We start from the raw sequence: 5,151 nt of genomic DNA, 5'->3' as shown, positions 1-5,151 counted from the left end.
GGATAATTGGCGCGTCGGGTACGGCTAACCTGTTTCTAATTAATCCCAATGGAATTGTATTTGGTCAGAATGCTCAATTAAATGTTGGTGGTTCCTTTGTGGCGAGTACAGCGAATGCACTGCAATTTGGAAATCGAGGATTTTTTAGCGCTACTGAGAAAAATATCCCTTCACCCTTGTTGACTGTTAATCCTTCAGCATTATTGTTTAATCAGATTAATCAAAACGGAGAGATTCAAAATAACTCAATTGCACCCGCAGGAAAAAATCCAGCAGGTTTAAACGCATTTGGTTTACGAGTACCAGATGGTAAAAGTTTACTGCTGGTGGGTGGGAATGTCAGCATGGATGGGGGACGATTAAATGCTTTTGGTGGACGAGTTGAGTTAGGAGGGTTGGGCGAACCTGGTACTGTCTTGCTGGGTGTAGATGGCGATAATCTCAGCTTGAAATTTCCTGAAAATGTTGTGCGAACAAATGTATCCCTTACTAATCAAGCAGGTATATATGTAGAAGGCGCTGGTAGCGGTAATATTGCAGTAAATGCCAGAAATATAGAGATTGTAGAAGGAACTGTCCTAAGTGCTGGTATTGGGGAAGGTTTGGGTACACCTGAAACAATTGGGGGAGATATTACGCTGAATGCTACCGGGTCAATCAAAGTTGCAAACGCTGGGAGCAGAGTTCGCAACCTTGTGCGCTTAGGGTCACAAGGGAATGGGCGTAATATTACTATCGATTCTGGTTCATTCTCGTTACTAGATGGCGCTGTACTTTCTGCCTCAACTTTTGGACAGGGGAATGCGGGGAATGTGACAGTGAGTGCAAAAGATGCTGTTACTCTCGCTACTGCTGGCATCCTCAGTACGGTGGAATCGGGGGGTGTTGGTAAAGGTGGCAATATCAACATCAATGCTGCAACATTGTCGCTAATGGATGGCGCTCAACTGCTAACTTTTACTCGTGAAGCATCTGCTGCCCAGCCCGCAGGACAGGGAGATGCGGGGAATATCAATATTAATGTTGCTGGCACTGTGGATATTGCTGGGGAGAAAAACGATTTTTTTAGTACAATTTCCAGCAGCGTAGGAACGGGGACAGTTGGTAATGGGGGTAATATTACTATTGACTCCGGTTCATTCTCGTTAGGCGATCGCGCTCAACTTTCAGCCTCAACTTCAGGACTTGGGAATGCGGGGAATGTGACAGTGCGTGCAACAAATGCTGTTTCTCTTGCAGATAATGCTTACATCTTCAGTACGGTGGAATCAGGGGGTGTCGGTAAGGGAGGTAATATCGACATCTTAGCTGCAACACTATCACTACTTGATGGTGCTAACCTGATAACCCTTACTCGTGGTGCATCTGCTAACCAGCCAGCAGGAAGGGGGAACGCGGGAAATGTAAATGTTAATGTTAGTGGGAAAGTTGATATTGCCGGGGAGAAAAACGGTTTTACCAGTGCGATTTTCAGCTCGGTGGAAACGGGGACAGTTGGCAATGGGGGAAATATTACTATTGATTCTGGTTCCTTTTCGTTACGCGATCGCGCTCGACTTCAAGCCTCAACTTTTGGACTTGGGAATGCGGGGAATGTGACAGTGCAGGCACGAGATGCTGTTTCTCTTGCATATGCTCCCATCTTCACCACAGTCGAAGCCGGAGGTGTAGGTAAAGGTGGCAATATTGACATCAATGCTGCAACATTATCAATAATTGATGGCGCTCAACTGGTAACTGTTACTCGTGAAGCATCTGATACCCAACCAGCAGCACGGGGGGATGCAGGGAATGTCAATGTGAAAGTTACAGGTATTGTTGATATTGCCGGCGAGAAAAACGGTTTGCCCAGTGCCATTAAAAGCCAGGTAGAGACGGGAGCAGAAGGCAAGGGGGGTAACATTACTATCGATTCTAGTTCCTTCTCGCTACGCGATCGCGCTCAACTTGAAGCCTCAACTTCGGGACTTGGGAATGCGGGAAATGTGACAGTGCGTGCAACAGATGGTGTTTCTCTTGCAGATAATGCTTACATCCTCAGCACAGTGGAAGCCGGAGGTGTAGGTAAAGGTGGCAATATTGACATCAATGCTGCAACATTATCACTAATTGATGGCGGTCAACTGCTAACCCTTACTCGTGGTGCATCTGCTACCCAACCAGCAGGACAGGGGGATGCAGGAGATGTCAACGTCAATGTTACAGGTATTGTTGATATTACTGGGGAGAAAAATGGTTTTCCCAGTGCGATTTACAGCTTTGTAGACGCTGGGACAGTTGGCAGTGGTAGTAAAATTACTGTCGATTCTGGTTCATTCTCGTTACAAGATGGCGCTCGACTTAGTGCCGAAACATTTGGGCAAGGGAATGCAGGCACAATCAAAGTTAATGCTGCTGATTTTTTCACTATTTCTGGCAAAAGTGCCAACTTTACCAGTGGCTTATTTGTTAACTCCCAAAGTCCGACGGGTACTGCTGGAGATATTCTCGTCACCTCACCTAGAGTTACTCTAGACAACAGTGGCATACTCAACGCCCAATCTGCATCGGGTAACGGTGGCGACATCAACTTACAAACTGATTTACTGCTTCTGCGTCGTGGCGCTGAAATTTCCACCACCGCAGGCACAGAAAAAGCTGGTGGTAATGGTGGCAACATTAATATTGATGCCCCGTCGGGCTTCATCGTTGCCGTCCCAAGCGAAAATAGCGACATCACTGCTAATGCTTACACAGGGAGTGGTGGGAGAGTAAATATTCAAGCCTTTGGTATCTATGGCATTCAACCCCGCTCTAACCCAACTTCTCTTTCGGATATCACCGCTAGTTCTGAATTTGGTGTAAACGGCACTGTAGAAATCAACACACCTGATGTAGACCCTAACAGTGGCTTAGTCAACCTGCCAACAATACCAGTTGATACCCAAGTAGCACAGACTTGTCAAGCTGGTGGAAGTTTAGCTAAGAGCAGTTTTACTATAACTGGACGCGGCGGCTTGCCCCCTAATCCAGGTGAAGCTCTTAACACTAATGCAGTGAAAGTAGATTTGATTACTCTCAATCCAAACAACGATCGCTCCTTTGTTCCCAGCAAAATAACTACCCCCGCACCAGAACCGATCATAGAAGCTACTGGTTTGGCGCTAAACCAAAAAGGGGAAGTCATGCTAACAGCAAATCTTCCCACCACTACGCCCCATAGTCCTTGGTTAAAGCCTGCATCTTGCAAAGCAAGTTAAAACAATTCGCACTCTTGCTACGCCCCGCAACGCTTTCGCAATTACGTTTTGTAACGGTGATCAAGACAAGATGTAGCCGGGGACTTAAAGCCGCCGAAGTTTGTTAATATTAGAGACTTCAATAGGACGCAATGCGATCGCATCAACTGACAATTCGATTGTATCGACTGACAATGCCATTGTTTCGACTAACAATTCGATTGTATCGGCTGACAATGCCATTGTTTCGACTAACAATTCGATTGTTTGGACTAACAATTCGATTGTTTGGACTGACAATGCCATTGTTTCGACTAACAATTCGATTGTATTGGCTGACAAGAGAAACTTAAACGCAGGGTTAGAAGAACTTCTGCGGTTATTCCGTAATCAAAAAAGTTCGTGAAGCATAGTTCCAGACATTAAGGAAACAATATCATGTTTCAACCTTTAGTTGAGCCGATAACCTTTGAAGAGTTTATAGAGTGGAAACCAGAAAATGGCAGATATGAATTACATAAAGGAGTCATAGTTGAAATGCAACCAACAGGCGACCATGAGTTGGTCAGGGCATTTTTGATTAGAGAACTTAACTTTGAAATTCGCAGATTCAATCTAGCTTATTCAATCCCTAGCCAAGCGTTAGTTAAAGCAGTAGATAAAAAATCCGGTTATATTCCTGATGTCTTAGTATTGAACCTGACTAATTTAGCGAATGAACCACTTTGGAAAAAGTCATCTACTGTTTCTCAGGCAGAATCAATTCCATTAATAGTGGAAGTGGTCAGTACCAACTGGCGTGATGACTATTTTCTCAAATTTGGTGAGTACGAAGAAATGGGGATTTCTGAATATTGGATTGTTGACTATGCTGCTCTAGGTGGAAAGCGGTTTATTGGCAATCCTAAACAGCCGACGGTATCAGTTTACACTCTAGTTGAAGGAGAGTATCAAATTACTCAGTTTCGAGGAAATGACCGGATTGAATCACTTACTTTTCCAGAGTTAGATTTAACTGCGGAACAAGTTTTTCAAGCTGCTTTGGGAGAAGCTTAACTAAAAACATATACTTTCAAAGGAAACTCTGCAATTTTTAGATTGACTTTTGATATAAAGCATATAAGTCAATACGCTTGGGTTAAGGCTAAAAAATAAAACTAGTGTAGGTTGGGTTGAGGAACAAAACCCAACATTATCAAGCCTTTGTTGGGTAACACGAATGTTCAACCCAACGTAGCATTCTTCTTAACCCAAGCGTATTGGCATATAAGTAATATCAAGTTCGGCAAATTACTTACGATATGTCATTGCGTTCGCCCCTGGCGTTCCCGTTGGCGCAGCCTCTCCAAGAGTTGGGTATGTAACGAAGTGGAATGAAGCAATTCCCTTGGCTTTGGGATTGTTCCCCAGCAGCATATCGTTGCAACAACTCTATTCGATCGCATCAACTGACAATTTGATCGCATCGACTTACAATGCCATTGTATCGGCTGACAATGCGATTGTATCGGCTGACAATGCGATTGTTTCGGCTGACAATGCTATTGTTTTGACTAACAATGCGATTGTATCGACTGATATCATGTCCACATAAATAGTTATGCTAACCACAGTCATTACACCCCACCCCTTAATCCCCTCCCCGCAAGCGGGGAGGGGAGACAAAGCATAGCTTTGGCGGGGTGGGGTTCTTCGAGTTTAATAAGCAATCAAGCGGACATGATATGACAATGCGATCGCATCGACTGATAAATTATATTGTATAAAATTATGTAAAGAAATTAGCCAGTTTTGCGTAAAACTAACGCGATCGCAACTGAGAATTATCTAGGGGTGACTGCAATCACCGTAAACCTACATTAGTGGTGTGACATAACCAAAAGTTTAGCGATCGCTGTTTGCTTAGAGGGGTGCAATGTCCAAGATAAGTATT

At 44.1% G+C, this 5,151-nt stretch carries 4 protein-coding genes; 3 read left to right on the top strand and 1 reads right to left on the bottom strand.

The window, feature by feature from the left end:
* A partial coding sequence (locus LC586_RS39490) for a beta strand repeat-containing protein (RefSeq protein WP_229491226.1) occupies positions 1–3,239 on the top strand: 3,239 nt, incomplete at its 5' end.
* 84 nt (positions 3,240–3,323) lie between these two features.
* On the opposite strand, the gene LC586_RS39485 is transcribed toward LC586_RS39490, so the two are convergent.
* Complete coding sequence (locus LC586_RS39485) at positions 3,324–3,560, bottom strand: hypothetical protein (RefSeq protein WP_229491225.1); 237 nt, start codon at positions 3,558–3,560, stop codon at positions 3,324–3,326.
* 96 nt (positions 3,561–3,656) lie between these two features.
* Between LC586_RS39485 and LC586_RS39480 the strand changes: the two genes are divergently transcribed.
* Together LC586_RS39480 and LC586_RS39475 are read left to right on the top strand one after the other, a co-directional pair.
* Positions 3,657–4,274, top strand: coding sequence for a Uma2 family endonuclease (locus tag LC586_RS39480; protein ID WP_229491224.1), 618 nt, complete (start codon positions 3,657–3,659; stop codon positions 4,272–4,274).
* A 331-nt stretch (positions 4,275–4,605) separates the two neighbouring features.
* Positions 4,606–4,812: a hypothetical protein gene (locus LC586_RS39475; RefSeq protein WP_229491223.1), complete on the top strand. Its 207-nt coding sequence runs from the start codon at positions 4,606–4,608 to the stop codon at positions 4,810–4,812.
* The last annotated feature ends 339 nt before the right edge of the window (positions 4,813–5,151 follow it).

Origin of the sequence: Nostoc favosum CHAB5714 (genome assembly GCF_020829495.1) — a bacterium.
GTDB lineage: Bacteria > Cyanobacteriota > Cyanobacteriia > Cyanobacteriales > Nostocaceae > Nostoc > Nostoc favosum.
This window is presented reverse-complemented; position numbering and strand designations above follow the sequence as displayed.